The sequence below is a fragment of the Neolewinella xylanilytica genome (genome assembly GCF_002934605.1).
Classification (GTDB): Bacteria; Bacteroidota; Bacteroidia; order Chitinophagales; family Saprospiraceae; genus Neolewinella; species Neolewinella xylanilytica.
On the sequence record NZ_PTJC01000006.1, the window covers coordinates 854,809 to 881,513 of the forward strand.

Below are 26,705 nucleotides of genomic sequence, written 5' to 3' on the forward strand. Positions count from 1 at the left end.
AATTTAGCACAATGAAGGTAGCAAATACCGTTCCGAAAACCGGACCGCTACCGCTGAGAAGTTGCAAAACAAACAATTTGCTTACTCCTAAAGTTGCCCGCCGTTTTGCTCGGTTAGGCTCTACCAACGCCGCCCTCCTGGATTCCCTGCAACGCGACGAGCAGCTGCCGGCGGGTACGGTATACATTACTGACGACCAGACGGCTGGCAAAGGGCAAGGGACGAATCGCTGGCACAGCAGTCCGGCTGCCAATTTGACGTTTAGTTTGCTCCTTCGGCCTGACCGGCTGGCGGTGAATCGGATCTTTTCCCTGACGCAGCTGACCTCGCTGGCCGTCCTCGATGGACTCCTCCGCTACCTGCCCGACCTGGAATCCCACGATCCCCGCATCAAGTGGCCGAATGATTTGTACGCCGGCGGTCGAAAAATCGGCGGAATCCTTATTCAAAATGGCCTGCGGGGAGACCGCGTCCAGTGGTCCGTAGTAGGCGTGGGTATAAACGTCAACGAACGGGCGTTTCCACCGGAGCTGCGACAATCGGCCACCAGCTTGCGGTTGCTCCTCGGACGCGACATCGATAAAGCCGCCCTTCTCGACGCTATTTTCGAAGCGTTTTCCCGTAGGAACCGGTTGCTCGAGTCGGGTGATGTCGATGCCCTGAATACGGCCTACCACCGTTGGCTCTATCGCCGGGAAGAGCGCGTCGATTTTCTGCGCCTTGACGATGGCCGACGCTTCAACGCCCGCGTACGGGGGGTAGACACCCTCGGTCGGCTGGAATTAACGATGGAGCAGGATAGGGTAGAACGTTTCGAGCTGCGCACCTTGCGGTGGCTACACTGAGGCGATTATTCGCCCATGAGTTCCAGGTTTTGCTCGATGCCCCGCTGTAAGGGACTTACGCCCTCCTTCATCCACCTAGGCAGCGGCGCATCCAGTAGGTAATAATCGAAAAACTGGGCCATCCGGGTCTGAAAATCAGCCCGGTTAGGGGGCTTTACCGGCCAGTGGGGTTCTCCGCGGTAGTTGAGCATCCAGGCGGGTTTGCCGAGTCTGCGCAAGGCCGTAAACCACTCGATACCCTGGTACCACGGCACGGCGCTGTCCTCGTCGTTGTGAAGGATCAGGATCGGCGTATTGATCTTATCGGTGAAGAACAGCGGGGAGTTTTCAATGTACCGCAGTGGGTATTCCCAGATCGTACCGCCGATCCGGCTCTGGGTGCGCTCGTACTGAAATTGCCGACTGCGGCCGCTTCCCCAGCGAATACCCCCGTAAGCCGAGAACATGTTTACCACCGGCGCACCGGATTCGATGGCGGCGAACAGGTCGGTTTTGGTAGCCAGGTAAGCGGCCTGGTAGCCACCCCAGCTGTGGCCCTGCATCCCGATGCGTTCCTTGTCGATAAACCCATCCTGCAGCAGGCTGCCGATCCCGCTCATCACGCAGGCGTAGGCGCTTTCGCCCGGGTAGCCTTCGCGGTAGATGACGTCGGGGTTGAAAATGACGTATCCCCGGCTAGCGTAGTGGGGGTAGTTGATCGAGGAGCGCCCCGGCTGCGGCGTGCGGTGCCGGTAGAGCCCCTCACTGCTCCGTTCGTAGAAGTTGACCAACATCGGGTACTGCTTGGTGCTGTCGAAACCGGCGGGCTTCACCAGTAGGCCGCGCAGGGGGCGGCCTTCGTGGTCGATCCACTTGTATTCCTCGATGGTTCCCCAGTCGAAGTTTTGCTGCTGTGGGTTTGCCTGCGAAATCGCTTCGCCTACCTCACCGAGTCGGTCCGTGACGCGCAAATCCGGAAACTCCGTATAGCTTTCCCGGGTGTACAGGTAGCGCTCGGCCTGGCGCGCCTTGCTAAAGTTGTCGAAAACGTAGGGGCCCACTTCCAGTTGGTCTACCACTCCGTCCGATTGCAGGATAGCGTACCCCCCATAGTAGTCTTCATCCCGCTGGAAGGAGAGCAGCATCGGCATGTCCACTGCTTCGGCTTCGGGATCGAGATCGTAGTAGCGGTAGCTGATGCCCCGCTCCCGGCCCTCGGTCAGACGCTCGGCCGTACCGCCCCGGGGGTCTATTTCCCATAGGTCGTAGCGGTCGTAGACGATCAGCGAGCGGTCGTTTTCCGTCCAGCCGGCCGTGCCGTAGGGGGAAGGATCCATCGGGCGGTCGTTGAGCTCGTCATAGAAGATTCCGAGTTCGTTGCTGGTCAGGTCGCGGATCTGCTGGTCCCGGACATCGTACACCCGGTACAGGGTGTCGACCGGATTGTACCAAGTGACGTAGTTGCCGGTCGGCGACCACTCGAAGTAACCGGGTTCGCCTTCCACGATCGGGGTGCTATTCCCGGTTTTCAGATCGAAGATCCACAGGTCGCGTCCCCCGGGTCCGCCGGTCCACATCGTTTCCTTGGCATAGGGGCTTTCGTTGTAGAGCAGTACGTGACTTCCCTTACCGTCGTCGGGCAGGATGGCCTCCGGCATGTCCGGATTGGCGATCTGCATGAAAACGTCCTTCCCGGTCCGGTAGGCCGCCAGGTAGGTGAAGGTGCGGTCCTGTTCCAGGTTGTTGTTCTGGCGGGTGTAGAGAATCGGGTCTTCCGTTGTCCAAACCTCTACGTCGGCCAGCTCCGTGGCGATATCGTTGCTGTCGAGCTCCGGTCTGCGGGGGGTGGTACCGAAGAAAATGTAGGATCCGTCCTCGTTGAAGGTGGGGCGCCGGTCGTCGCTGATCCGAAAACCGCTGGGCAGCCAGCTCATGTCGCGACCGGTGACGATGTAGGCCGAATCGCTGCCTTCCGACCAGTAGTGAAGCAGGTAGGGCGGCTGGGTTTCCGTCTCGTCCGCCTCGCTGCTCAGAAAGGTCACGTGGTTGCCGTCGAAGCTCAGGTTCAGGCCGCTGTAGTGCGGTAGCCCGGAGCTGAGCGTCTGCCATTCCAGGTCGGCGGGGTCGATGCGCAGGATGCTGTTCGACCAGGTGCTGTCCTTCTTGGCTCGCTGCGCCACGACGATCGGGCGGTCCCGCGCCAGACGGAAGTCGGTCACTCCCTCCAGGTAAAAACTGTCGGCATTGCTGAACCGGCGTACCACCAGCCGGTGGGCGTCCTCGTCCAGCCCCTTCGCCAGGCTGTCCGGTACGAGGGTGCCCGTCGTGTAGGCGAATAGTTCCGGCGAACGCTCGCTGGTCTTTACCTGGTAAACTTCCGGGTACAGGTCGGCCGACTGGGTAGTGAGGTTCCACACCAGCAGGGTGTCCATGGCCTTGAGTTCTTTGGCCCGCTCCGCTCGTTTGTAGTGCAGCACCGTATCTCGCGAGGGCTTGAGGGTGCCCAGGAGATAGTTGCCGTCGTAGCTGAATCGCGCGTCGTGCAGTCGGGGGAAGGTTTGTTCCTGCCCGTCCGTGACCCGGCGTAGGATGGCGGTCGGGTCGCCTACGTCCGGTACGAGGCTGTAGAGGAGGTGGCTTCCGTCGGCGTTCAGTTGTTCACCCTCGATCGTTTTCCAGGCTTGCATGTCCGCTACTGAAATGGCTTTTTGCGCCGGGGCGCGGGAGCAAAGCAAGGCGAGTAAACACAGAAGTAGGGTAGGGCGCATCGGTAATTTCTTGGTCCGTAAAGATAACCAGAGATCGTGGATCCTTTTCCCGCCCCGTACCGCCGCTACCGTTTACCTTTACCCCATGCCGACCGACAATATTTACCTGGGTCTGGATCTGGGAACCACCTCCGCGAAAGTTTGTGCCTTTGATGCGGCAGGCAAGATGGTGGACGAACGCTCCGGCGGTTACGAACTCCACTACCCCGAGGCGGGCGCCGCGGTACAGGATCCCCACGAAATCATCTCCGTCGCGGAAAAACTGCTAACGGAACTGCTGGAGGCCCTGCCCCGGACACCCGCCGGAATGGGCATCAGCTGCCCGATGCACGGTGTTCTCCTGCTGGACGACCAGGGCGATCCAATCGGGCCCATCCTCACCTGGGCCGACATCCGCGCCCAAGCGGTGATGGACCGTTTTCCCAAAAGCCTTCAGGACGAACTGCGGCACCGGACCGGTACGCCCGTCCACCCCATGTCGCCCCTCGTGAAGCTCCGGTGGCTCGCCGATGACCGCCCCGCGTTTCTGGAGCGCGCTACCTACCTCAGTGATCTTAAGTCCTATTTAGTCGATCGGTGGACCACCGCCGGGAAGGTCATCGACGAACAGTTAGCCAGTGCCACCGGCCTGTTAAACCTGGCGGAACGCGACTGGGACGACGAGGCTCTCCGCTTAGCGGGGAATGGCCAGCCGCTTAATTTGCAGCTACCGACGGTAGTCCCCGCACGGACCCGGCTGGAGTGGCGACCGGAGGTAGCCGAACGCCTGGGCGTAGCGGATCTTCCCCTTTACATCGGGGGCTCGGACGGCTGCCTGGCGAATCTGGGCAGCGGTCTGTTGGAACCCGGAAAAGTTTCCCTCACCATCGGAACCAGTGGTGCCGTCCGCGTCACCCACCGCGGCCTGAATGCCGGTGTCGACCACCAATTGTTTAATTACCTCCTCTTCGACGATTATTCCGTCCTGGGAGGAGCCACGAACAACGGGGGGAAGGTGATGGAATGGCTGTATGACCTGCTGAAGGGCCATTTTGATAGCATTGGTGACATGATCGCGTCCGCCGCTACCGCACCGGACACGGACCTCCGCTTCAGCCCTTACCTGAACGGAGAACGGGCGCCCATCTGGGATGCGCTGGCTACGGCCGCTTTCACCCACCTTCGCGGAAATCACAAGGCGCGGGACCTGGCGCGGGCCGTCTTGGTGGGGGTGACTGATAACATCATCGAAATCCTGCGGCAAGTAGAAGCCGCCACCTGCCCGGTCGACATCATCTACGCCAGTGGTGGCTTCACCCGTTCGCCCGAGTGGGTAGCGTTGCTGGCCCGGCGGAGCGGATGCACGGTAGAAATAGCCCATACGCCCCAGGCCAGTGCTTATGGAGCCGCCCTGGTCGCCAAACGTAGCGAATCGGTTAACGCATCAGGATGAGCGGAGGTAGCAGGAGCAAGCCGTTAACCGCAACGGCGTAGTAATCTTCCCCGCGATCCGGTCCCGTAAAGGCACCTACCCCGATGCCGATGCCGTAGGCGATGGCAAGCCGGCGTCCGATGGGAGCAGGATAAACCATAAGGGAGACCAGCGCGCACAGTAGCAGGAGTCCGAGGGCAAGCCGCCGATTGAGTCGGGGGTGATTGGCGGCTAGGGTTTTTACGCCCTGGCGCCGATCCAGCGCTACGTCGCGCGTATCGAATAACAAGGCTACGGAGAGCGTGAAGCAGAACCGCAGCAGGGTTTCCGCACTCAAGTGATCGGGAAGAATGGGGAACACCTGGGTCATCAGCGTCCAGGCGAAGGCCACCCATACCCCCTTCAGGTAGGGAAAGTCGCGCAGCCGGGGCCCCCCGGGGTACAAGGGGATCAGGTAAAAGTACGTAAACGGAACGGCGAAAACCACCGGCCAGAATCGAGATAGCGGAAGGTACCACACGGCCGTAAGCGCCAGCAGCAACCCGCCGCAGCCCACGATGAGGGAAGCTTCCGGGTGGGAGGCCACTACGCGGTAGCGCCGCCCGTCCGGTTGTCCGCCCGCTCGCTGGAAGCTCAATAGTCGGTGTAGGGTATACACCCCCAGCGTGGCCGCGAAGACGAAATAGTGTGCGGCGTGGACGGTCCGGTCGCCGGTGTCCAAGTAGGTGGATTGCCAGCAGAGGGCCGCGGCCGCCAGCGCAATCCATACGTGGCCGTAAAAGAGCCAATTCAATACCGGATTGCGCATAGGGCCGGGTTTGCTACACGTCGAAGTAATTGAAGCTCATGCCGTCTTCGATCTTGGTCAGGCTGTGGAGGATGAGTTCGATAACGCCTTCGACGTCGCTCTTGGCGGCCATTTCGACCGTGGTGTGCATGTACTTCAGGGGGAGACTGATGAGGGCCGACGCCACGCCGCCGTTGGAATAGGCAAAGGCATCGGTATCCGTGCCGGTAGCCCGGCTGCTGGCTTCGCGCTGGAAGTCGATCTCGTTCTCCTGGGCTGCCTCGATGATCAGCTTGAGTAGCTTGTTGTGTACGGCCGGGGCAGTGGTTACGCTGGGTCCCTTGCCGCTTTTCACGTCGCCGACTTTCTTTTTGTCCAGCATCGGGGTATTCGTGTCGTGGGTCACGTCGGTCACGATGGCTACCTGGGGCTTGATGCGGTCGGTGATCATCTGTGCGCCCCGTAGTCCCACCTCTTCCTGGACCGCGTTGACGATGTAAAGGGAGTAGGGCAGTTCGATCTTACGCTCGCGCAGCAGGCGGGCCACCTGTGCGATGCAGAACCCCCCCATGCGGTTGTCCAGGGCCCGACCGCAGTAGTAGCGGTCGTTGATGATCTCCAGTTCGTCGGGGTAAGTAATGACGCTACCTACGTGCACGCCCATTTCCAGTACCTCTTCTTTGTCCTTGGCGCCGATATCGATGAAGATGTTCTCGATCTTGGGGGCCAGCTTGCTGTCTTCCCCGCGGCGGGTGTGAATGGCCGGCCAGCCGAAGACGCCGCGAACGATGCCTTTGTCGCCGTGGATGTTCACCCGTTTGGATGGGGCGATCATGTGATCGCTACCGCCGTTGCGCACCACGTACAGGAATCCGCTGTCGGTAATGTAGTGGACGAACCAGCTGATCTCGTCGGCGTGGCCCTCGATCACCACGCGGTAGTCCTTACCCGGATTGATTACGCCATAGGCCGTACCGTACGTATCCAGCGCGATCTCATCCACGAAGGGGCGGATGTATTCGATCCACAGTTTTTGGCCGGCGCTCTCAAAACCCGTAGGGGAGGCGTTGTTCAAGTAGTGATGTAAAAAGGTTTCTGCGGGTTGGTTTAAGATAGACATCTAGGTTGTTCAAAGTGGTAAAATGGTGTAGAGCGGCTAGGCCTGCGAGGTAAACTGCTCGCTCCAGGCGCGGGGATCTTGCCGCCAGTCGGCAAGGGCATTGGCTTCCGCCCCGGAAATGGCTCCGGAAGAAGTGGCTTCCTCCAGTAAACTTTCGTAATTGCTCACGGTCTTCAGCGGAACCTGCGCGAGCTGGAAAGCGCGCTCCGCGGAAGGGAATTGGTAGGTGAAAATAGCGACGGTACCGGCGATCTCCGCCCCGGCCTGCCGGAGTGCTTCCACGGCCTTCAGGCAGCTGCCGCCCGTGGAGATCAGGTCTTCGACGACGAGGTAACGCTTGCCGGGCTCCAGGCGGCCTTCGATCCGGTTCCGCCGACCGTGCTCCTTGTTCGAACTGCGAACGTACACGAAGGGCAGCCCCATCCGGTCGGCAAGCAAGGCACCGTGCGGAATGCCCGCCGTGGCTACCCCGGCAATTCCCTCCACGGAAGACATGTCACCTGCGGCCTCGCCCAGGGCTTCGATGATCTCCCGCCGGATATCCGGGTAGGAGAGCAGCACCCGGTTGTCGCAGTAAATGGGGGAACGCAACCCGCTGGCCCAGGTAAAGGGATCCTGGGGTTGTAGCTTTACCGCTCCGACCGCAAGCAGTTGACGGGCAATTCGACGGGGAGTGTCCATAGTTTGTAAATTTCGCGCAAATGTACGTAATCTATATCAACGACCGCCCCCTGACCCTCCGGGAACGCTCGTCTCCCGGCCCGTACGGGGATGCCTCCCCCGACACCCATCTGATCGCCCGCTACACCGGGAAAAAAAAGAGCCTGCTCAATTACGTCGACACCCTCGAGAAGAGTAGCCAGAAGATCACCTCCATCGAACTGACCACCGATGACCTGGACGCACTCTGGGCTGATTTTCGCGCCCACTACCGCTGGATCGAGGCCGCCGGCGGGGTAGTTACCAACGAGGATAACGGGAAGCAACTCTTCATCTTTCGCCGGGGCTACTGGGACCTGCCGAAGGGAAAGCTCGACGAAGGAGAAGACCGGCCCACCGCCGCCCTTCGGGAAGTAGCGGAGGAAACGGGGCTGCAACAAATCGAGCTCGGGCAGGCCCTGCCGACGACCTACCATACCTACCGCGGCAAAAAGAACCGAATCCTCAAGCCCACCTACTGGTACCGCATGACCACCCGCCAGGAAGCGTTGGTACCCGAAACCGGAGAAGACATCCTGCGGGCCGAATGGCGCGACGTCCGGGAGGTGCTCGGCAGCGGGGAACCCCTGTACGAAAACCTGCGATCCCTACTTAACCGGTACGCCGTCGGGCGTTAACCGGCAGCCTTTTCTATATTTGCCGCCCCACTCACGATCGCCACTATGTACAACCTCATTTTATTCGGCCCTCCGGGTTCTGGCAAGGGAACCCAAGCCAGCCTGTTGGTGGACAAATACGACTTTCTCCACATCAGTACGGGTGACATGTTCCGCGAGGAGCTCAGCCGGAACACGCCCCTCGGACAGGAAGCCCGCTCCTACATGGATGCCGGCCACCTGGTGCCGGATGAGGTCACGATCGCGATGTTGCGCAAACGCGTCGATCAGCACCCCGACGTCACCGGCATCATCTTCGACGGTTTTCCCCGCACCGATCCACAGGCGGCCGAACTGAACGAACTCATGCAGGGGCGCAGCAGCCAGATCAATGCGCTGATCCTGCTGGACGTCGACGCCGATACCATCGTCGAACGTATCCTGGGCCGCGGCGCCACCAGCGGCCGCGCCGACGACCTGAAGGAAGACGTGATCCGCACCCGCTACGAGAATTTCGTAAACTATACCTCGCCCGTATTCGACTTTTACCAAAACTTAGGTCTCGCGCACCGGGTGGACGGTACGCTCACGCCCGAAGAAGTATCGCGGGAAATCGATAGCATCATCGGACGGGAGATGCCCGCCGGTCAGTAACGCACACCACGGCCAAGTAGCCGTTGGTACCTCTGTATGGCAAAGGCAAATTTCGTTGATTACGTAAAGATCAATCTGACTTCCGGAGACGGTGGGCCCGGATCCCGGCATTTTTACCGGGCGAAGGGGATCCCCAAGGGAGGACCGGACGGGGGGGACGGCGGACGGGGCGGACACATCATTCTGCGTGGCAACCGTAATCTCTGGACGCTCCTGCAGTTCAAATACAAAAAACACATCCGGGCGGAGCACGGCGAGCGGGGCAGCGAGAATAACAAAAGCGGCGCCAGCGGTAGCGACGTCGTTCTGGAGGTACCGCTGGGCACCATCGCCCGCGACGCGGAAACCAACGAGCTCCTGGTCGAAGTCACCGACCACGGGGAAGAATACGTCCTACTGGAAGGCGGTCGGGGCGGGCAGGGAAACTCCCACTTCAAGTCGAGTACCAACCAAAGTCCCGACTACGCCCAACCCGGCGAGCCCGGCACGGAAGGTTGGTACATCCTCGAACTGAAGGTACTGGCCGATGTGGGATTGGTCGGACTGCCCAACGTCGGTAAATCGACCCTGCTCTCCGTCGTCAGCGCCGCCAAACCGGAAATTGCCAATTACGAATTCACCACCCTCGTACCCAATCTCGGCATGGTGCAGTACCGCGACGGAAAGTCGTTCGCGATGGCCGACATCCCGGGGATCATCGAAGGTGCCCACGAAGGGAAAGGCCTCGGCCACCGTTTCCTGCGCCACATCGAAAGGAACGCGACCCTGTTGTTCTGCATCCCCGCGGATGCCGACGACATCAAAGGGCAGTACCGCATCCTCCTGAACGAACTGGAACGCTATAATCCCGAACTGCTCGATAAACCCCGCCTGTTGGCCCTCACCCGCGCGGATATGGTCGATGAGGAACTAAAGCGGATGCGTGCGGGGGAGATCCCGAACGATTTGCCGAGCATCTACATATCGGCCGTAACGGGAGAGGGGATGACGGCCCTTAAGGATACGCTCTACCAGCTCATCATCACCCGGCGGGAAGACTACGAGGGTCGGCAGCTGGCGATGGAGGAGGAATAAGATTCCCTCACATGAACCGGTCGAGATCCGCCACGAGAACGTTACGGAGGGCGGCCGTGGACAGGTCGCGGGCCTCCATGGGGCTCATGCCGCGTTGCTGGTACATTGCCTCCAGCCGCGCCTGCGATTGGTAGTAGGCTACCCGCAGCGCGCTCAGCAGCCGGGCGTGCAGGGGATCCTCTGTAGCCCAGTCGTTTAGGTTGTTCCAGACGGTAGTCTCCCAGCTGCGTGCTTCGGAGGAAGCCGCGGCGGAGAGCTTGCCATCGGCAGCGAAGAGCTCCGTACGCTCCTTCGCCAGCTCTCCCTCCCGGTCGAGGTTTGCCATTCCGGCTGACATATCCGCGGCGATCGCGGAAAGTACCCGCATCTCCGGCCAGGCGGTGGGGCTGGTGGAGGCCGCCGCCGCCGGTTCCATTCCGGCGAGGAGGCGGTAGTTTTTCAGTTCTTCCAGCTCACTCCAGGCCGTTTCGAAGGCTTGCTGGGTTCCCGGTCCGTAATACCCGTCGATACTGCCTTCGTAGAAGCCTTTCTCCTTGAGTACCCGCTGGAGCTCCGCGGCCGAATGCCGCTTCGTGGCCACGTCGATCTCCGGCAGGCTGGGAAGGGTTGTCGGTACGGGCTGGATGTCCGCCGCGACCGTTTCCACCATGGTGGTTTCCTCGGTCGTGGCGGCGGCCGTCGAATCCGGCGCGGATGGTGTGGGCGGCGGCGGCGCGGGTGCAGCGATTTCCCCGGATGGGGTGGACCGATCCGGAGACCGGCTCAAGTCAATCGGGATCAATGGCTTTTTGATCCCGGTTTCAAACAGCCGAACCGGGATCAGACTCCCTTCCCGGATGGATCGGGTGAAGGCGTCGGCGTACCCCGACGCACGGATATCCGCTAACGCCCCGTTGGCCGCGCTAGCGTCATCGTAGGGACCGACCACGACCTTCGCGACGCCGTCGGTCGCTTCCACGAACAGGTTGCCGGCACGCTCCAGTTCGGGCCAGTCGAAGCCACGGCCCCGACCGCGCAGGGCTATCTGAATGTACGTATCCGATTCGGTACCGGCTACCGGCAGGGCGAAAGGAGCGGCATTGCGGAACCCCCGCCCCTGCAGGTTGTCGGTCACTTCCGCGGCGCGCTCCTCGGTGGAATAGTTGCCGATGTAAACGTCGGTGAGCTGGCCGTCCATGGGGACGCCGTAGACAAAACCCAGTTCGCGAAGCTCCGCGAAATCCTCGGCCCTAACGTCCTGAAAAGTGCCGATACGGACGTTGTAAAGATCCTGGGCGGAAAGGCTTGCCACTACGGCTAGTAGCAGTAGGGTCAGTAGTCTGGTCATCGGTTGGTTGTTGTATCAGTAGGGTACGCTGCGACGGCGACCTGGCGGGCCGCGATAATCTTCGGGCAAAGGTACGGGTTCGGTAGGCATCCGGCTTGCCGCGGAGGGTGCCCTTAAGAATTTATTGTGTTTTGGCTTTTGGTAAGCATGGCTTGCTACCGCCACGCCGGTCCACTCATATACCCCGGAGCTCGTGCAACTTTCTGCCTCCAAAATCGTATTTTTACCACGATCCCCAGCCAATGGTCCAGGCGATTAAGCCGGGGGCGATGACCGGTATGAATAGAAAGAGCAACGACCAGCGCGAAAAGGCGCTGATGGCCCTGGTGGCCAGGTACGAAAGAGGAGCTCTCAATGGGGAAGGCATCTTTCTCTCCGAGGAAGAATTTGAAGAGCTGCTGATGCATTATTTCGGCAAACATGACTACGACCAAACCCTCGAAGTCGCCGATCAAGCCATTACACAACACAACTACACGCCCGATTTTTATAAGTGGAAAGCCCTGATCCACAAGATCAACTTGGAAGAGGACGATGCGATGTCCACCCTGGAGCAACTGAATATTTACGCCCCCAACGATGAGGAGGTGATGATGCTCCGACTGGAAATTTTCGTTCACTTTGAGCACCACGAGGAAGCCCGGGCCGCCCTGGACCAGCTCTACAACGTAGTGGACGAGGACGAAAAGCTGAGCCTGCTGGCCTTCTTCGACGGCTTGCTATGCATGCAGGAAAACCGGTTCCGCGAAAGCTTCGAAGCCCTGTCGGAGGCCATTCGGCTTGACCCCTACCAGGAACCCGCCTACGACGAACTGCTAAACGCCCCGGAACTTTCCGCCTTCCGCAAAGAGATCGGGGAAGTGCTGCAGCGGCAGACCGAAAGCGACCCGTTCAATGACCTTTCCTGGTTCTATTTCGGACTCTGGCACGATGACGGGGGCGACGACCTTGCCGCCCTGGATGCCTTTGCCAACGCCCGCTCCCTCAATGAGTCGCGGAGTTCTTACGACCTCGAGTACGCGGATAAGCTGTTCGATCTGGAAATGTATGAGCCGGCCCTCCAGGCCTACAATGCCTATTTCGAGTCGGACGAAGCCGAAGAAAGCTACGAGACTTGCATGCGTATCGGTCGTAGCTACCAGATGCTCGACCAAATCGCCGAAGCGAAACGAGCCTACTTCCGTGCCGTGGAACTGGATCCCCAGATGTACGATATCTTCCAGTACATCGCGGAATGCTGCGTAGCCGAGGAAAAATGGGGCGTGGCAGCCTACAATTACGGCCGCGCGGTGGAACTGCCGAATCATACCGCCGATTGTTGGTTGGGCCTTGCCCTTTGCAGCTCGGCTACCAATGCGCCCCTGGAAGCCGAACAGGCATTTCTCAAGGCCATTGAAATGGACGAGCAGTTTAGCGATGCCTACGTGTCTTACGCCCTGTTCCTCGTCGAGCACGGGCGGGAGATGGATGCCATCCAGATGCTCGAAGACGTAGGCGATTCCTTCGACGATGCGGCCCTTGCTTTTGGTACGGTAGCTATCCTAATGTTGTGTGGCCGCCGTCAACAGGCGCTGGCTGCCCTCCACGATGCGCTGAGCGCCTACTACGAAGATTACGATCTGCTCTTCAACTGGCACCCCGAGCTGGCGAATGACGAAGAGGTGCAGGCCTTACTGCAACTTCATAAGTAGTACGTACACCGCCGCCCCCAGCGCAACGGATACGTTCATCGACGTATTCTGTCCGTGCATGGGCAAGTGAACCGACGCGTGGCTTAGCGCCAGTAAGTTGGCCGGGATTCCTGCGGATTCATTTCCTGCGATTAGTAGGATATTCCCGGTGGGAACCGGGTAGGTGAAGAGAGACGCGCTGGTGTCCGTTAGCTCAAGCGCCAGGACATAGCTCCCCCGCGCGCGTTCCGATTCTACGTAGGCAACGGCGTCAGGGACTTCCCGGTAGGATACCGATCGCACCGTCGAACGGGCCGTTTTTGCAATTTTTGGATTCGGGGGGGCGGGAGTGGAGCCGGCCAGTACGATGCCGGCCAAACCGGCGGCATCCGCTAGGCGAAAGGCGGACCCGACGTTCCGGGGGTCGACCCAGTCCGGCAGCAACAACCAGATGGGATATTGATGGCCGGACCGAGGAACTTCGTGGTGCGCTAGCTGTCGGATGTGGGAGCTATTGGAAACTGATCAGGTCGATATCGAAGATCAGGGCTGAATTGGCGCAGAGGTTGGCCGCCTGATTAGCACCATACCCTCGATTGGCCGGAACGAAAAGCCGAATACTGCCTCCCGCGCCGATCTGCGGAATGCCGATTCGCCACCCCTCGATCAATTCATCCAGGATGAAGGTGACCGGAGTTCCCGAAGTCTGGTCGAACGTATCCCGCTCGGTGGTCGTGCCAACGTAGTTGACGGTAATGGCGCTGGACAGGGTGGGGCGCGACGTCGTGTCGCCCGGCTCGTCGATGATGTAGTACACGCCCTGCTCCGTTTCTATTAGGTTTTGGAGATCAGCTGAATTGCTAATGATGTACTCGTCGATGTCCTGATCGCTTCCAATACAGTCGTCCTCACTACAGCCAACCAAGATAAATGCGCCGCCCACGAAGGCGAGCCAAAGGAATAGCCTCAACATCATTTAACTAGATTTATCGGTAAAGGTAAGCCGATCGCGGGGAAACGCTTTCCTGGTCGATTGTGAATGGGAGTAACAATACGGGCTAACACCCTGTGCTGAGCTAATTCGCCAGGCTGACTTTGAAGTAGATTCACTTTTTTTTCACAATCATGAACACCTCTTTCAAGTGTGGGTTAAATGGATAACGAACTAAGCGTATAAGATAAGGTGAGTGTATGTAAGCGGTCCGTCGGTTTTCCGGCGGGCCTTTTTTTTTCCCGCACCTGCCGGCGGTTACCGGCGGCTGTAGTTCGGCGCTTCTTTCGTGATGGTAATGTTATGGGGGTGGCTCTCCATAATGCCGGCTCCGGTAATGCGCACGAACTGCGCCCGCTGCAGGTCGGTGATGGTAGCCGCTCCACAGTATCCCATCCCGGCCCGTAATCCACCGAGGTACTGGTTGACCACCTCCGCCAGGCTGCCCTTGTAGGGAATGCGGCCTTCAATGCCCTCTGGCACCAGCTTTTTTACGTCATCTTCCACGTCCTGAAAGTAGCGGTCCTTGCTGCCTTTATTCATAGCTCCGAGTGATCCCATTCCGCGGTAGACCTTGAATTTTCGGCCGTCGTAGAGGATCGTTTCGCCTGGGCTCTCGTCTACGCCCGCGAAGAGGCTGCCGGCCATGATGGTCGATGCTCCCGCAGCGAGTGCCTTCACGATGTCGCCGGAGTACCGGATTCCGCCGTCTCCGATTACGGGAATATCCGTACCCTTCAGGGCTTCGGCGGCGTTAGCGATCGCCGAAAGTTGGGGTACGCCGACGCCCGCCACGATACGGGTCGTGCAAATGGAGCCGGGCCCCACGCCCACCTTCACTCCGTCTGCGCCTGCTTCGGCGAGGGCAAGTGCCGCCTCGCCCGTGGCCACGTTCCCGCCGATGATCTGCAACTCGGGGAAGGTGTGGCGTACCTTCCGCACCGCCTGCAGAACGCCCTGGCTGTGACCGTGGGCGGTGTCGATGGTGATCACGTCCACGTTCACGTCTACCAGTGCCTGGACCCGTTCGAGCATGTCGGCCGTCACGCCGATGGCGCCGCCAACGACTAGCCGTCCGTAAGAATCTTTACAGGCATTAGGGTAATTCTGGACCTTGAGGATGTCCTTATAGGTGATCAGGCCGACCAGTTTACCCTCGTCATCGACCACCGGAAGTTTTTCAATTTTGTACCCCTGTAGAATCTGCTTGGCCTGCTCCAGCGTGGTACCGACCGGTGCCGTAATGAGATTCTCGGTGGTCATGCGTTCGCTGATCGGCCGATCGGAGGCGGTTTCGAAGCGGAGGTCCCGGTTGGTTAGAATGCCCACCAGCGCGAAGGTATCGTTGACGATGGGAATGCCCCCGATGCGGTGCTGCGTCATGAGGCTCTTAGCGTCGGCTACCGTAGCATCGTGCTTCAGCGTTACCGGGTCTACGATCATGCCGGACTCCGATCGCTTGACCTTCCGCACCTGCGCGGCCTGCTGGGCGATCGTCATGTTTTTGTGAATGATGCCAATTCCCCCCTGCCGGGCAATAGCAATGGCCAGCCGACCGTCGGTAACGGTATCCATGGCGGCGGAAACGATGGGGGCGTTCAGGCGAAGACCGCGGGTGAGCTGGCTGGACAAGTCGACTTCCCGGGGAAGGACTTCGGAGTAGGCAGGCAGCAGCAGGACATCGTCGAAGGTGAGGCCCTGCACGGCAAAGCGATCGTGGGTGCTTTTGTTGTCTTCCATGCGCAAAAGTAAGTAATCCGGACCGATTTGCCACGGCCTGCCGTACTCCTTGCACAATACTGACGGACACGGAACACTAGCGCTCGGCTACCGCAAGGGTTACCACGCTGATTTGCAGACCCGGATGGGCTGCAATCAGGGCTTCGGCGCAAAAGTCAATAGTTGCCCCCGTCGTCAGCACGTCGTCGACCAGGAGGAGGTGGCCATTCCGAAAATCCCCCCGCCCCACGCGGAAGGAATGGCGAACGTTCTCCAGCCGTTGCAGTTTGTCCCTTTTTGTCTGCGAACCGGCGAAGGCGGCCCGTTGCAGGGCATCGGGGTATACGGTAACGGATAAGGATTCCGCCAGGCCGCACGCGATCTCCTCGGCCTGATTATAACCACGTTGCCGGCGGCGCCGACGGTGGATTGGCACCGGGACGATGCCGGTCAGCCCGCGGAGCGGTTCCGCGGATTGCAGGTAGGTACCGAAACGACGGCCGAGGGCTACGCCGACGTCCGGCCGGTCGTGGTATTTAAGGGCGTGAATGAGCCGCTGACAGACGGTACCGTCGCGAAAGGTGTAGGCATACGCGCCGTAGGTGAGCGGAAACCTCCCGGCCAGTCGATCGGTGACGGCGTTTTCCGGCTGTAGATAGCTATCGGAAAGGGGAAGGTCGGCGTCGCAACCCACGCACAGCAAATCACTTCCCCGGTCCAGCGAGCGGCGGCAATGCAGGCAAAGGCTCGGGAAAAACAGGCTGGTCAGGCCCCGGAAAATGTCGGCTAGCCCCATGTCAATCGATGTAGCGCCATTTGCGCAGGAAGCGTAGTCCCAGACTGATCTCGATGGTGAAGTTGCGGATGGCGCGTTCCCCGAGGGTAGTATTGCCACTGCCGAATGGGTCCACCACGTTATTGATGGGCCCCTGATTATACTGGAAACTGAGATCGGGCTGGGCCGTGAGCTCCACGAATCCGCCGATACGTTCGGTCAGCGGCAGGATAACGCCTCCACCTACGGTAGCGCCATACGTGAAGCGATTGATGAATTCGTAGGAATTCAGTGGGTACGCGCTGCGAAAGGCGATGCCCTGGGTCGTGCTCAGTAGGTCGTATTCCTCCAGGTTCGTCCCCACGTTGTATTCCGCCCGTACGCCAATGAGGTAATATGCATCCCCCAACCCGAGGGGAGCCACTACCTGCTTCCCCCCGATACTAAGCACCAGGTTGTTGAAAACGAAGTCGTCCGCGGGCAGGGTGACACCGTTTCCCTGGAAGGTGATCGCCCGCCGTCGGCTGATGCGACTTCCGCGCTGGTGGTAGCCAACACTGCCCCAGAAACTGAAGGTACCCTGGGCGGGAATGGATTCCAGAAACAGATCGCCGTGAAACCCCAGGTTGAGCTCCGTTTCTATGTTGGACCAGTCCTGGCTTCCCAGACTGAATCCGCCCCGGATACCCCAAAGGTAGCCGCCCCAGTCCTCCCCGTACACCCCGTCGTCCTCGTCCAGAAGTTGGGCGGACATGCAGAAGGGTAATAGCAGAAAGAGGGTGAGCAAGCGGTGCATGCCCGCAAATTAGCGGATCCGCAGTTGTTGACCAACCGAGATGGTGTTTCCCGTCAGGGCATTGAGTTGGCGGATGGCATCGACGGTGACCCCGTAGCGCCGGCTAATGGCGTAGAGGGTTTCCCCGGCCGTTACGGCGTGGTATACCGTAGCGGGTTGGTTCGGGCTCGTCGGTGGGGTAGTGGCCGGCGGCGTGACGACGGGCTGTTCCGGTTCTACCGTGGGCCGGGGCTTGGGTTCGGGGATGGGCGTATTGGGAGAGATGGGCGCCCCCATATCCAGGAACCCGTCGTCATCGGTGGTCGCCGGTTCGATGGTCCGGTCGGGCCTGGTTATCGGGTTGACCGGATCGGGCGTCGCGCCGTTTCGAGTCAGATCGGGCGGATTGCGTACCCGCCAGCCCCGCAGCTTGACTTGTTCGCCGGCCGCCGGGCGGGCCTGTTCGCCCAGGCGGTTGCGGCGGGCCAGGTTTTTTACCCGGATGCCGTAGCGTTGGGCGATGTCGTAGAGGTCTTCGCCGGCCATTACCGTATGGTAGCGCTCGGAACCGCGGTAGGACCGCCGTTTTTTCTGTAGGTAGATCCGCTCGTTGGCGGCAACGGTCTGGTTTTCGGATACCAGCTTTTCATTGTAATCGAGTAAGCGGCGAACGCTCACGTCCACCTGTTGGGCTACCTGCTGCAGGTTCACCGGCGCCTGACTTACGTAGTAATTCACGTCGTTGGTGTTCAGGATGCCGGTGATGGCGTCCTCCACCGGCACCTCGAGGTCGATGGGGTCGATCTCGCCGGGTACGTCGTATTCGTCCAGCCGGTGCCGTTCGATTAGGGTGATCAACAGCTCCGGGTAGCGGGGGTTGGTAGCGTAGCCGGCTTTACGGAGTCCTTTGGCCCAGCCTTTATAGTCGGTCGGTTCGAGGCGGAACAGGAAGCCGTAGCGGAACGCCTTGTTCGGGTCGCGCAGGAACTCGGAATGGGCTACGTAGCTCGCGTCGGCGTCGTTGTAGCGGCGGAAACAGCTTTTGGTCAGCCGGCCGGAGGAGTCGTAATCGTCGTCTTCCCGGTACACGGCATCCCCCTTCCAGTTGCTGCCGCATTTGATGCCGAAGTGGTTTTTGGCGGTGCGGGCCAGGTAGCTCTTCCCGGAGTTGCTTTCCAGGATCCCCTGGGCCAGCTTGATGCTTGCGGGCACGCCGGTACGTTCCATTTCCTCCATCGCGATCCGCTTGAAGCGTTCGATGTAGGCTTCCTGTTCGCTGTTTTCCTCCGCCGTCCAGGTAAAGGGGAGGTTGGCGGAAAGGCTACTAGCGGTAATCAGACAGAGTAGTGCACAAACGAAAGGTTTCATAGCGGTATATATCGGGTAGTTAGACGGACATTATACCCGTTACGAAGTAGTTTGGGCGTTTATCTCTTGCTATCTGCGTCCAGCTCAGCGTTAGCAAGCCTCGCCGACACTTAGGTGTCGCCTACGTTTGCTGCCTCGATCTGAACGAATATAGCGGCGACCTAAATCTTCAAACCACTTCGTGCCGGGTATACCTCGGTAACGGCGAAATTCCGAAGCTTCTTGGGATAGCACCAGAAAATTTAGCTTTTTTTTGGATTTCATCCGTTCCCGCGCTCCGGCGCCCCATGTTTTACCTTCGCGGTATGCCTATCCAAGTACATTCCGAGATCGACCGCCTGCACCGGGTCATCATCCACCGCCCCGATGCCGGTACCTCCACCATCACGCCCCGCCGCGCCGAAGAGCTGTTATTCGATGATATCGTCTATGTTCCCCGACTGCAGGAGGAGCACGACGTTTTCACCGACCTGCTGCGGGCGTTTCTGGGGCCGGACGGGGTGCTGGAAATCGGTACGCTCCTCGCCGAAGCCATTGCCGCCGCGCCGAAAGTGACCGCGGAATTGCTGGAACTGATCGTCAACTGGGAGGAACTGCCCAAGACCTACGTGGAAAAGCTCCGGGCGCTTACCCCCGAGCAGTTGGCCAACGTACTGATCACCGGCTACGAACCCCACGAGGATCGCGTGCTCTTCGACCCGATCCCGAACTTTATTTTTACCCGCGATATCGCCGTGACCATCAACGACCACGTGCTGGTCACCAAAGCCGCCAAGCAGGCACGCAGCCGGGAAAACTTTCTGACCCGCATGGTGATCGTCGGGCACCCCATGTTCGCCGATCTGTGGAACAGCGGCAGGGTGATCAACCTGAACGACGTGGATAAATTTCCTCCGAGCCGCGAGGGTGAAAAGGTCTACCTGGAGGGGGGCGACGTGATGCTGCTGCACCGGGATTACCTGCTCATCGGCGACAGCGAACGGTCTACCACGTACAGCATCCGCCAACTAGCCGACGATCTCTTTGCCCGCGGGGTGGTCCGAAACGTTGTTCGGGTCAGCGTACCCTCCGAGCGAAGCTTCATGCACCTGGATACCATCTTCACCCAGATCGACGCCCACGATTACGTCAGTTTCGAGCCCATCATTTCCGAGGGCGGGCGACAGGCCGGCGTGGAAGTGTGGCGAAGCAACGGGAAAACCACCCACTACACCAGCCTGAAAGAGTGCATCCTGCGGGAAATCGATGCGGACGCCAACTTCATCGCCGCCGGCAACGGTCGCAGTCCTTTCCAGGAGCGGGAACAGTGGACCGACGGCTGCAATCTCGTGGCGATAGCCCCGGGCATCGCCCTCACCTACGACCGCAATCCCGTGACCGCGGAAACCCTGGCGCGGAACGGCTACACCATCGTAACGGCGCAAGAAGTACTGGATCGGGTGAGCAGCGGGGAACTGGACGTCAGTACGCTGGGTAAAACCATCATCACCCTGCCCAGTGCCGAGTTGAGCCGGGGGCGGGGCGGGAGCCATTGCATGACCTGCCCGGTGGAACGAATTCCCGCCAGGTCGGCAAGAGGATAAAACAAGTTCGGGGTCGGAGCGCTTTCGGTAGAAATCCCCCGCATGTACCGAGTCCTTTTTCTGCTGATGATCTCCGGCGCGGTCGGCGCCCAGGTCGATACCCTCTATACCCTCCCGGACGCTACCGTGACCGCCTTCCGCGACGAAGTGGCCAGTTACCGGGTGGGGGCGAGCGTCAGTACCCTGGAGGAGCGGGAACTGCAGCTGATCCCCACCGCCGACCTCCTGCCGGCCATGAACCGGCTGCCGGGCGTCCGCTTCGAGCAACGCGCCCCGGGCAGCTACCGCATCAGCGTACGGGGCAGTACGCTGCGTAGCCCGTTTGGCGTGCGCAACATCAAAATCTACTGGAACGGCATTCCCTTTACCGAGCCGGGCGGCGATACCCCGCTCAATTTTCTGGACGTGGCGAATATCGATCGCGTGGAGCTGATCCGCGGTCCGGCGGGCAGCCTCTACGGAGCGGGTACGGCGGGCACCTTACTGTTCTCTACGGATACGTTGGAGGGCCACGCCGATGCCGGCGTGGCGGGCGGCTCGTACGGTTTTTTTCGCGCCGGCGCGCAGGTGCAATGGGGACCGGGCAACGGCAGGGGCACCAACGGCCAGCCGTCCTACCAGTTGCGACTATCGCACCAGCAAACCGACGGGTACCGCGCCCAAAGCGCCCTGAGCCGGCAAACGGCCCAGTTCTCGACCCGCTGGCGTATGGGAACGACTCGCAGCTTGCAGCTTCACGCCCTCTACACCAACCTCTACTACGAGCTTCCCGGCGGACTGAACGCCGAGCAGTACGCCGCCGACCGGAGGCAGGCACGGCCCGGCAGCGAAACCACGCAGGCGAGCATCAACTACGATAACCTGCTGCTGGGGCTCACCCACGACTGGTCGCGGGGGCGGTGGAGCAACGTAACCACCGTGTACGGTACCGGTTTCTATTTCGATCACCCCTTTAACTTCGATTACAAGCGGGAAACCAATCTCGGCACCGGCGGGCGTACAGCCTTTGATTACACCCTCCCGTTGGCCGGCTCCATCCTCAAGCTCAGCGCCGGCGCCGAAACGCAGCTGCAGATGCGGATGGCCAACAACTTCGGAAACGAAACGGGTACCCCCTCCCAGTTGAATTTTAGCGATGAAATCCTGAGCACCCAGTACATTCTCTTCGCCCAGGCGGCTTATGATCTCGGAGACTGGCGATTCGCGTTGGGGCTGAGCTTCAACGACCTTCGCTACCGGGTGGATCGCACTTTCGACGCCGCGGCCACCCCGGCCATCACGGAGAGCAGCATTGAGCCGGTGGCGAGTCCGCGGATCTCCGTACTGCGCGATTTTGGCGGCTATAGCGTGTACGCTACGGTTAGCAGCGGCTTCAGTCCGCCTACCCTCGATGAATACCGGACCAACGAGGGAAGCATCAACGTGTCGTTGCAGCCGGAACGGGGCACCAATTACGAGATCGGCACAAAGGGCGCATGGAACGGGCTGGTGGAGTACGAACTGGCCCTATTCTACCTCCGCCTGGACAACGCCATCAGCACCTATTCCGACGCGCGGGGCACCCAGCTGTTCCGGAATGCCGGCAGCACCGATCAGCGTGGACTGGAGATGGCCCTGCGCTACCAGCCCGCCCTGTGGCTCGACCTTTACGGCAGCTACACCTACCACGACTTTTCCTACGGTAGCTACGAGCGCTCGGGGGAGGATTACTCCGGCAATCCGCTACCGGGTACCGCCCCCCACGTAGTTAACCTCGAGGCGACGGCTTCCCTTCCGGCGGGCTTCTATGCGGTACTTACGGAGAACTATACCGACGCCATCCCCCTGAACGACGATAATTCGGTGTTCGGGGAGGCGTATCATCTGCTCCGGGCCCGCCTCGGTTGGCGGGGCGATTGGGCAGGAAAGCGCCTCGACGTGTACGTGGGGGGTAGCAATCTGCTCGATCAGGCGATGAGCTTCGGCAACGATCTCAACCCCCAGTTCGGGGGGCGGTACTACCAGCCGGCGCCGGGGCGGAACTGGTTCTTGGGGGCGCGGGCTAGTTTGTAAGAGGGCGGTTGGTTAGGGCGATTGCGATCGGCTTAGACATCGGATGTGTCAGGTGCGACATTTTGTCAGACATCCGATGTGTCAGGTCGAAATTTTCAGCAAAACAAGAGAATTAACCCCACTCTCACCACATGCGAGTGAAGCCAACGTCATTGCGGGATCAACAACATATCCCTAATGCTTACTCCCACCTCTCTGACTGAAATGGGCGGTCTCCCCCCGGTTTTTCACTTATACAACCGCGCCAACGATCGCAAAACACTGTTTACCGAGCACGGGCAATACCAGTATTTCCTTGGCAAAGTAAGGTCGAACCTGGCGACCGCAGCTCACCTACTCGGCTACTGCATCATGCCCAATCACTTTCACCTTCTTTTGACACCAACGGATCCGTTGGATGTGATCTTGAAGTTCGACGATAAGGTCATGAGTCGCCTGCCGACCGACGCCATCAGCGAGGCCATCCGCCGAATACTGATGGGTTTTACGTAGGGGTACAATCACACCTTTCATCTTACCGGTTCCCGCTTTCAACAGCACACCCGGTGCAAGCATCATTATCGCCCCTTCCACCACGGTTTGAACTACCTGCATTTCAATCCCGTGGCGGCCAAACTCGTTGATCACCCCGGGGAGTGGGGCTATAGTTCTCATTATGAATACGCCGATTTCACGCATGCGGAAGAAAGCATCTGCAACGTAACCCTCGGCAGAAAGCTCCTAGAAAGCGGACGCAATGAATTAGTGGAAAGTGGTAATTTGACCGGATTTTACGTGGGCAGCTATTCCCGTATTTCCTAATTTCACTACCTGACACATCCGATGTGTTCGTACCAGCCAGCTATGCGCACTTGCTTTTTTCTGATCCTCCCGCTTGTAATCTTCATGGCCTGCGCCCAGCAGCCCGCGCCCGCAGCGGAGCCAGCCGCTAACGCAAACGTTCCCGTTACCTTCCTTTTAGGTACCTACGACGACGCCGGCGTTCACGAACCCGGTATTTATCGCTTTGGGTTGGAAGAAGACGGTAGCCTGACCAACCAGGGTAGGGTAGCGGAAGCCAGCAACCCGTCTTTCATCGCTTACAATAACGACCGGTCTATCCTGGTTTCCGTGGAGCAATTGAACGGGGAACCCGGCCGCGTGGTCAGTTTTGCCGCCGAGGGAGACAGTCTGATCCTCCAGAACCGCCAAACCGCCGGAGGAGAGGGGTCCTGCCACGTTAACGTCAGTGAAGACGGATACGTTACGGTAGCAAACTACACGGCGGGGAACCTGGAACTCCTCCGATTGGGTACCGATGGCAACCTCAGCGAACCGCTCGATTTAGCAGATCACCGGCAACGCGGGGCCGAGGAGCCTCACGCGCATTCTTCCTATTTCATCAACGACGGCCGCGAAGTGCTGGCCGTAGATTTGGGAACGGATGAAGTGTGGTACTACCGCATAGACGACGCGTCCGGTGAACTAATTCCCGCCGACCCCGCCGTTATCCCGATGGAGGACGGAGCCGGCCCCCGCCACCTGACTATCCACCCGAATGGGAAATGGATCTACGTCATCAATGAATTAAATAGTACCGTCACCCAGGTGTCGCGGCAAGGTGAGCATATGCAAGTCGTTGAGAGTTGGTCGACGTTACCAGAAGCCTTTACCGGGGAAAGCTTCTGCGCGGATATCCATGTCAGTTCCGATGGCCGCTTCGTGTACGGTTCCAATCGCGGCCATAACAGCATCGTCGTTTTCGAAGTCGACGAGGATTCCGGCGCGCTAACCCCCCTCGAGTACGAATCCGTTGCCGGAGATTGGCCGAGGAACTTCGCCCTCTCTCCCCAGGAAGATTTCCTGCTGGTAGCCAATCAGCGCTCGAAGAACATCACCACGCTCAGCCGAAACAAAGAAACCGGAATGTTGGACTTCGTAACCAGTACGACGGCCCCCATTCCGGTCTGCATTCTGTTTTAGCTTACGGCTATTTGCTACTTTTTGGCAGCGGCCTTGGCCTTGGGTTTTTTCCCTTTCTTTCCTTCGGGCTGGAAACGAAAAACCAGCGTCGCCAGGGGGGGCAAGGTCAGTTCGATGTGGTTCGGACGACCGTTCCATTCGGACGGAACGGAATCCATGGTTTCCTGGGAATAATTTCCCGTTCCACCATACTGCTCGTCGTCACTGTTGATGACCAGCGCATACTTTCCTTCGAACGGCATACCTACCCGATACTTCGTTCGTACGGCGGGAGTGAAGTTGTGAATGACCGCAATGACGTCATCCGCTTCCTTGCCACGGCGCAGATAACTCAGTACACTGTTCTGGTGGTCGCCGATGTCGATCCACTCGAAGCCTTGTTGGTCGTAGGCGTTCTCGTAAAGGGCGGTGGTGGTTCGGTAAATCTTGTTCAGATCTGCAACGAAAGCCTGGAGGGTAGCGTGCGGTTTATACTGGATCAGACTCCAGTCGATCCCCCTTTCGATGCTCCATTCGGTGCTTTGTCCGAATTCATTGCCCATGAAGTTCAGCTTGGAACCCGGGTGGGTCATCATGTAGCCGTAGAGCAGGCGCATGTTGGCAAAACGCTGCCACTCGTCCCCCGGCATCCGGTCGATGATGGGCCCTTTGCCGTGGACCACTTCGTCGTGGCTCAGGGGCAACATGAAGTTCTCGGTGAAGGCGTAGACCAGGGAGAAGGTCAGCTCGCCATGGTGGTAACTCCGGTGGACGGGGTCATTCTTGAAGTAGCTGAGCGTATCGTGCATCCAACCCATCATCCATTTCTGACCGAAGCCGAGTCCGCCGATGTAGGTAGGGCGACTGACCCCGCTAAAGGCGGTCGATTCCTCGGCAATGGTCATGGAGTCGGGGTATTCCCGATACACCGTCTCGTTGAATTCCCGTAGGAATTCGATGGCTTCGAGGTTTTCGTTACCGCCATACTGGTTTGGAATCCATTCTCCTTGCTTACGACTGTAATCGAGGTAAAGCATCGAGGCCACCGCGTCAACGCGTAAACCGTCGATGTGGTAGCGATCGAGCCAGAATAAGGCATTGGAGATCAGGAAGGAACGTACCTCGTTCCGGCCGTAGTTGAAAATGGCACTTTTCCAGTCGGGGTGGAAGCCCTTGCGCGGATCGGCGTGGTCGTAAAGGTGGGTACCGTCAAACTGGGCCAATCCGTGCGCATCGTTGGGGAAGTGGCTGGGTACCCAGTCGAGAATAACGCCGATTCCCGCTGCGTGGAGCTTATCCACGAGGTACATGAAGTCCTGGGGTCCACCGAAGCGGCTGCTGGGAGCGAAGTACCCCGTAATCTGGTAACCCCAGCTCGGAAAGTAGGGGTGCTCCATGACCGGCAGGAATTCCACGTGAGAATAGTTCATCTTCTTTACGTAGTCCACCAGTTCGGTAGCCAGCTCCCGGTAACTCAGGCTCTCGTTCTTCTCGGTTTTCTTCCAGCTCCCCAAATGAACCTCGTATACGGCATAGGGGCTATCGATTCCATTGTGCTCGTACCGATTCCCCATCCATTCCTTATCCTCCCATTCGTAATAGGTATCCCATACGATGCTGGCGGTTTTCGGCGGCGTTTCCCAAAGTCGTGCATAGGGGTCGCCCTTCTCCAGCCAATCGCCGCTTTGTGCCTGCACCGCGTACTTGTAAACGGTGCCGCTCTTGACCCCTTCGATGAAACCCTCGTAAATTCCGCTGCTGTCCCACCGGGGGCTTAGGGGATGGGCGCTTTTATCCCACCCGTTAAAGTCGCCGATTACGCTGAGGGATTTGGCGCTGGGGGCCCAGACGGCAAAGTAAGTCCCGGTTTTTCCGTCGACCTCGATAACGTGGCTGCCCAGTTTATCATACATGCGGAAATTCTTTCCGGCACGGAATAGATTGATGTCGTAGTCGGTGAAGAGGGAGTGAGAAATTACGGAATTCGGCACGAGGGAATCGGGTTTAAAAGTTAATATGAGTTAAGGGTGGTAACGTGAAAAGCCCATGGATGTTAATTGCATCCTATAGTTAGTTCGCCAGGGTGGTTTTCTAAAGCGCAGGACGGATATTCGGAAACAACAAATCCACTCCCATGCGTACACCTTTACCCCTCTTCATCCTGCTTGTCACCCTTTGCAGTAACTGTGCGACCGTTTTTTCCGGTACGACCGACCAGGTTTTCTTCGATTCCCAGCCGGGGGGCGCGGCGGTTTACCTGGATGACCACTTCCTCGGACGGACGCCGTTGCGCACCAGCGTGCCCCGGAGCCTGAAGCCCCGCTACGTCACCTACGAGCTGGACGGGCACGAGCCGTCCACCCAGCTCCTGCGGAACCGGGTAAACGGCGTGACCTTCATCAATTTACTATGGTGGCCCGGCTTCATCATCGATGCGGCTACCGGGGCGATTAACCGCCTGGAATACAACAGTTTCTACATGGAAATGTACCCCTTGCCGGACGGAATTCGCCACCCGGATGCCGATACGAACCGGGACTAATCGGAAGG

General features: G+C 59.4%; 24 protein-coding genes. 12 read left to right on the forward strand and 12 right to left on the reverse strand.

Annotation, left to right across the window (positions count from 1 at the left end):
* Positions 1–77: 77 nt before the first annotated feature.
* Complete coding sequence (locus tag CLV84_RS12810) at positions 78–845, forward strand: biotin--[acetyl-CoA-carboxylase] ligase (RefSeq protein WP_170067691.1); 768 nt, start codon at positions 78–80, stop codon at positions 843–845.
* Positions 846–850: 5 nt separating this feature from the next.
* Here the strand turns inward: CLV84_RS12810 and CLV84_RS12815 are convergent, their stop codons facing one another.
* Complete coding sequence (locus CLV84_RS12815) at positions 851–3,511, reverse strand: S9 family peptidase (RefSeq protein WP_170067692.1); 2,661 nt, start codon at positions 3,509–3,511, stop codon at positions 851–853.
* 166 nt (positions 3,512–3,677) lie between these two features.
* Between CLV84_RS12815 and CLV84_RS21500 the strand changes: the two genes are divergently transcribed.
* Positions 3,678–5,024, forward strand: coding sequence for a gluconokinase (locus tag CLV84_RS21500; protein WP_170067693.1), 1,347 nt, complete (start codon positions 3,678–3,680; stop codon positions 5,022–5,024).
* Here CLV84_RS21500 and CLV84_RS12830 read toward each other — a convergent pair.
* The 3 genes from CLV84_RS12830 to pyrE are packed head-to-tail and all read right to left on the reverse strand — an operon-like array spanning position 5,008 to position 7,591.
* On the reverse strand, positions 5,008–5,811 hold the full coding sequence (locus tag CLV84_RS12830; protein ID WP_104420187.1) for a UbiA prenyltransferase family protein: 804 nt from the start codon (positions 5,809–5,811) through the stop codon (positions 5,008–5,010). The genes CLV84_RS21500 and CLV84_RS12830 overlap by 17 nt on opposite strands.
* A gap of 13 nt (positions 5,812–5,824) precedes the next feature.
* Positions 5,825–6,910, reverse strand: coding sequence for a M42 family metallopeptidase (locus tag CLV84_RS12835; RefSeq protein WP_104420188.1), 1,086 nt, complete (start codon positions 6,908–6,910; stop codon positions 5,825–5,827).
* A gap of 36 nt (positions 6,911–6,946) precedes the next feature.
* Positions 6,947–7,591, reverse strand: coding sequence for an orotate phosphoribosyltransferase (gene pyrE, locus CLV84_RS12840; RefSeq protein WP_104420189.1), 645 nt, complete (start codon positions 7,589–7,591; stop codon positions 6,947–6,949).
* Positions 7,592–7,611: 20 nt separating this feature from the next.
* Between pyrE and CLV84_RS12845 the strand changes: the two genes are divergently transcribed.
* Genes CLV84_RS12845 through obgE form a run of 3 tightly spaced genes read left to right on the forward strand, consistent with a single transcriptional unit; the run spans position 7,612 to position 9,954 of the window.
* The gene (locus CLV84_RS12845) at positions 7,612–8,247 is read left to right on the forward strand and encodes an NUDIX hydrolase (RefSeq protein WP_104420190.1); all 636 of its coding nucleotides are present in this window, start codon (positions 7,612–7,614) and stop codon (positions 8,245–8,247) included.
* A gap of 45 nt (positions 8,248–8,292) precedes the next feature.
* Positions 8,293–8,880 carry an adenylate kinase gene (locus tag CLV84_RS12850; RefSeq protein WP_104420191.1) on the forward strand — a complete coding sequence of 196 codons (588 nt, stop codon included), beginning with the start codon at positions 8,293–8,295 and terminating at the stop codon, positions 8,878–8,880.
* A 36-nt stretch (positions 8,881–8,916) separates the two neighbouring features.
* A complete protein-coding gene (gene obgE, locus CLV84_RS12855) occupies positions 8,917–9,954 on the forward strand; it encodes a GTPase ObgE (protein ID WP_104420192.1) in 1,038 nt (345 codons plus the stop codon).
* Between the two features lie 7 nt (positions 9,955–9,961).
* Here obgE and CLV84_RS12860 read toward each other — a convergent pair whose 3' ends face one another.
* Positions 9,962–11,281, reverse strand: coding sequence for a peptidoglycan-binding protein (locus CLV84_RS12860; RefSeq protein ID WP_104420193.1), 1,320 nt, complete (start codon positions 11,279–11,281; stop codon positions 9,962–9,964).
* Positions 11,282–11,523: 242 nt separating this feature from the next.
* On the opposite strand from CLV84_RS12860, the gene CLV84_RS12865 reads away from it, so the two are divergent.
* Positions 11,524–12,972 carry a tetratricopeptide repeat protein gene (locus tag CLV84_RS12865; RefSeq protein ID WP_104420194.1) on the forward strand — a complete coding sequence of 483 codons (1,449 nt, stop codon included), beginning with the start codon at positions 11,524–11,526 and terminating at the stop codon, positions 12,970–12,972.
* Here the strand turns inward: CLV84_RS12865 and CLV84_RS12870 are convergent.
* From CLV84_RS12870 to CLV84_RS12895, 6 genes are all read right to left on the reverse strand, one after another.
* Positions 12,952–13,395 (reverse strand): TrmH family RNA methyltransferase, encoded by a 444-nt coding sequence (locus CLV84_RS12870; RefSeq protein WP_170067694.1) that lies wholly within the window; start codon positions 13,393–13,395, stop codon positions 12,952–12,954. The genes CLV84_RS12865 and CLV84_RS12870 overlap by 21 nt on opposite strands.
* A gap of 67 nt (positions 13,396–13,462) precedes the next feature.
* Positions 13,463–13,927, reverse strand: coding sequence for an FKBP-type peptidyl-prolyl cis-trans isomerase (locus tag CLV84_RS12875; protein ID WP_104420196.1), 465 nt, complete (start codon positions 13,925–13,927; stop codon positions 13,463–13,465).
* A 273-nt stretch (positions 13,928–14,200) separates the two neighbouring features.
* Positions 14,201–15,682, reverse strand: a complete 1,482-nt coding sequence (gene guaB, locus CLV84_RS12880) for an IMP dehydrogenase (protein ID WP_104420197.1) — start codon at positions 15,680–15,682, stop codon at positions 14,201–14,203.
* 76 nt (positions 15,683–15,758) lie between these two features.
* The gene (locus tag CLV84_RS12885; RefSeq protein ID WP_104420198.1) at positions 15,759–16,457 is read right to left on the reverse strand and encodes a ComF family protein; all 699 of its coding nucleotides are present in this window, start codon (positions 16,455–16,457) and stop codon (positions 15,759–15,761) included.
* A 1-nt stretch (position 16,458) separates the two neighbouring features.
* On the reverse strand, positions 16,459–17,232 hold the full coding sequence (locus tag CLV84_RS12890; RefSeq protein ID WP_104420199.1) for a hypothetical protein: 774 nt from the start codon (positions 17,230–17,232) through the stop codon (positions 16,459–16,461).
* 9 nt (positions 17,233–17,241) lie between these two features.
* On the reverse strand, positions 17,242–18,579 hold the full coding sequence (locus CLV84_RS12895; protein ID WP_104420200.1) for a glucosaminidase domain-containing protein: 1,338 nt from the start codon (positions 18,577–18,579) through the stop codon (positions 17,242–17,244).
* 305 nt (positions 18,580–18,884) lie between these two features.
* Between CLV84_RS12895 and CLV84_RS12900 the strand changes: the two genes are divergently transcribed.
* From CLV84_RS12900 to CLV84_RS12920, 5 genes are all read left to right on the forward strand, one after another.
* The gene (locus CLV84_RS12900) at positions 18,885–20,162 is read left to right on the forward strand and encodes an arginine deiminase family protein (protein ID WP_104420201.1); all 1,278 of its coding nucleotides are present in this window, start codon (positions 18,885–18,887) and stop codon (positions 20,160–20,162) included.
* A 42-nt stretch (positions 20,163–20,204) separates the two neighbouring features.
* The gene (locus CLV84_RS12905; RefSeq protein ID WP_104420202.1) at positions 20,205–22,214 is read left to right on the forward strand and encodes a TonB-dependent receptor family protein; all 2,010 of its coding nucleotides are present in this window, start codon (positions 20,205–20,207) and stop codon (positions 22,212–22,214) included.
* A gap of 177 nt (positions 22,215–22,391) precedes the next feature.
* Positions 22,392–22,706, forward strand: a complete 315-nt coding sequence (locus tag CLV84_RS12910) for a hypothetical protein (protein WP_104420203.1) — start codon at positions 22,392–22,394, stop codon at positions 22,704–22,706.
* A gap of 87 nt (positions 22,707–22,793) precedes the next feature.
* Positions 22,794–23,015, forward strand: a complete 222-nt coding sequence (locus tag CLV84_RS12915) for a hypothetical protein (protein ID WP_104420204.1) — start codon at positions 22,794–22,796, stop codon at positions 23,013–23,015.
* A gap of 42 nt (positions 23,016–23,057) precedes the next feature.
* Positions 23,058–24,176, forward strand: a complete 1,119-nt coding sequence (locus CLV84_RS12920; RefSeq protein ID WP_170067695.1) for a lactonase family protein — start codon at positions 23,058–23,060, stop codon at positions 24,174–24,176.
* A gap of 14 nt (positions 24,177–24,190) precedes the next feature.
* On the opposite strand, the gene glgB is transcribed toward CLV84_RS12920, so the two are convergent.
* Positions 24,191–26,146, reverse strand: a complete 1,956-nt coding sequence (glgB, locus tag CLV84_RS12925; RefSeq protein ID WP_104420206.1) for a 1,4-alpha-glucan branching protein GlgB — start codon at positions 26,144–26,146, stop codon at positions 24,191–24,193.
* A gap of 143 nt (positions 26,147–26,289) precedes the next feature.
* Between glgB and CLV84_RS12930 the strand changes: the two genes are divergently transcribed.
* Positions 26,290–26,697, forward strand: a complete 408-nt coding sequence (locus CLV84_RS12930; RefSeq protein ID WP_104420207.1) for a PEGA domain-containing protein — start codon at positions 26,290–26,292, stop codon at positions 26,695–26,697.
* The last annotated feature ends 8 nt before the right edge of the window (positions 26,698–26,705 follow it).

What these genes read in the sequence shown, in the direction of transcription:
- CLV84_RS12885 (WP_104420198.1), bottom strand. Translation starts at nt 16,457, where the DNA reads ATGGGGCTAGCCGACATTTTCCGGGGCCTGACCAGCCTGTTTTTCCCG.
- CLV84_RS12875 (WP_104420196.1), bottom strand. Translation starts at nt 13,927, where the DNA reads ATGATGTTGAGGCTATTCCTTTGGCTCGCCTTCGTGGGCGGCGCATTT.
- CLV84_RS12860 (WP_104420193.1), bottom strand. Translation starts at nt 11,281, where the DNA reads ATGACCAGACTACTGACCCTACTGCTACTAGCCGTAGTGGCAAGCCTT.
- CLV84_RS12815 (WP_170067692.1), bottom strand. Translation starts at nt 3,511, where the DNA reads ATGCAAGCCTGGAAAACGATCGAGGGTGAACAACTGAACGCCGACGGA.
- guaB (WP_104420197.1), bottom strand. Translation starts at nt 15,682, where the DNA reads ATGGAAGACAACAAAAGCACCCACGATCGCTTTGCCGTGCAGGGCCTC.
- CLV84_RS12910 (WP_104420203.1), top strand. Translation starts at nt 22,392, where the DNA reads ATGCTTACTCCCACCTCTCTGACTGAAATGGGCGGTCTCCCCCCGGTT.
- CLV84_RS12865 (WP_104420194.1), top strand. Translation starts at nt 11,524, where the DNA reads ATGGTCCAGGCGATTAAGCCGGGGGCGATGACCGGTATGAATAGAAAG.
- CLV84_RS12835 (WP_104420188.1), bottom strand. Translation starts at nt 6,910, where the DNA reads ATGTCTATCTTAAACCAACCCGCAGAAACCTTTTTACATCACTACTTG.
- CLV84_RS12900 (WP_104420201.1), top strand. Translation starts at nt 18,885, where the DNA reads ATGCCTATCCAAGTACATTCCGAGATCGACCGCCTGCACCGGGTCATC.
- CLV84_RS12920 (WP_170067695.1), top strand. Translation starts at nt 23,058, where the DNA reads ATGCGCACTTGCTTTTTTCTGATCCTCCCGCTTGTAATCTTCATGGCC.
- CLV84_RS12830 (WP_104420187.1), bottom strand. Translation starts at nt 5,811, where the DNA reads ATGCGCAATCCGGTATTGAATTGGCTCTTTTACGGCCACGTATGGATT.
- CLV84_RS12895 (WP_104420200.1), bottom strand. Translation starts at nt 18,579, where the DNA reads ATGAAACCTTTCGTTTGTGCACTACTCTGTCTGATTACCGCTAGTAGC.
- CLV84_RS12905 (WP_104420202.1), top strand. Translation starts at nt 20,205, where the DNA reads ATGTACCGAGTCCTTTTTCTGCTGATGATCTCCGGCGCGGTCGGCGCC.
- pyrE (WP_104420189.1), bottom strand. Translation starts at nt 7,591, where the DNA reads ATGGACACTCCCCGTCGAATTGCCCGTCAACTGCTTGCGGTCGGAGCG.
- CLV84_RS21500 (WP_170067693.1), top strand. Translation starts at nt 3,678, where the DNA reads ATGCCGACCGACAATATTTACCTGGGTCTGGATCTGGGAACCACCTCC.
- obgE (WP_104420192.1), top strand. Translation starts at nt 8,917, where the DNA reads ATGGCAAAGGCAAATTTCGTTGATTACGTAAAGATCAATCTGACTTCC.
- CLV84_RS12930 (WP_104420207.1), top strand. Translation starts at nt 26,290, where the DNA reads ATGCGTACACCTTTACCCCTCTTCATCCTGCTTGTCACCCTTTGCAGT.
- CLV84_RS12850 (WP_104420191.1), top strand. Translation starts at nt 8,293, where the DNA reads ATGTACAACCTCATTTTATTCGGCCCTCCGGGTTCTGGCAAGGGAACC.
- CLV84_RS12845 (WP_104420190.1), top strand. Translation starts at nt 7,612, where the DNA reads ATGTACGTAATCTATATCAACGACCGCCCCCTGACCCTCCGGGAACGC.
- CLV84_RS12890 (WP_104420199.1), bottom strand. Translation starts at nt 17,232, where the DNA reads ATGCACCGCTTGCTCACCCTCTTTCTGCTATTACCCTTCTGCATGTCC.